Genomic DNA, 508 nt, shown 5'->3' with positions numbered 1-508 from the left:
CCTCGGCGACCAGGTCCGGCAGCGAATGGTCCAGATGGCCGCGCAGGGCGCGCAGTTCGCCGGCCAGCGCCGTGAGACGCTCATACCCCGCGGCCGAATACCCTTCGGGCGGGCCGGGATCGGCGATGGCGTCGGCCAGGCACGCCGTGTCGGCGTCCGGGCCGGCGGACATCGCGATCGCCTCCGGCGCGGATGAACCGCCCGCGCCCAGCCCTTCGCCGAGCTTTCGGGCGCGCCGCCAGAGCGCGGCGATGTCCCGACCACCGAGGCGCCAGCGCGGACCCGTGAGTACCCGCATCGCCGCCGCGCCGGCCGTCGGGTCGGCGACGAGCCGCAGCATGGCCACAACGTCGGCGACCTCGGGGATGGACAGCAGCCCCGCCAATCCGATGACCTCGACCGGGACTCCGCGGGCGCGCAGGGCGTCGGCGATGGGGGCGGCGTCGGCGTTGCGGCGCACCAGAACCGCGGCGGTCGGCGGGCTCACTCCGTCGGCCCGGGCGCCCCG

Annotated in this window: 1 protein-coding gene; it reads right to left on the bottom strand. The window is 77.0% G+C overall.

Annotated elements, in window-relative coordinates:
• Nucleotides 1–508, bottom strand: a 508-nt coding sequence (locus tag A5711_RS18605) for a 3'-5' exonuclease (protein ID WP_304528456.1), incomplete at both ends; no start/stop codon positions are given.

Origin of the sequence: Mycobacterium sp. E2238 (assembly GCF_001672665.1) — a bacterium.
Classification (GTDB): domain Bacteria; phylum Actinomycetota; class Actinomycetes; order Mycobacteriales; family Mycobacteriaceae; genus Mycobacterium.
The sequence above is the reverse complement of the archived record's forward strand: the minus strand, read 5'-3'. Positions and strand labels throughout refer to the sequence as shown.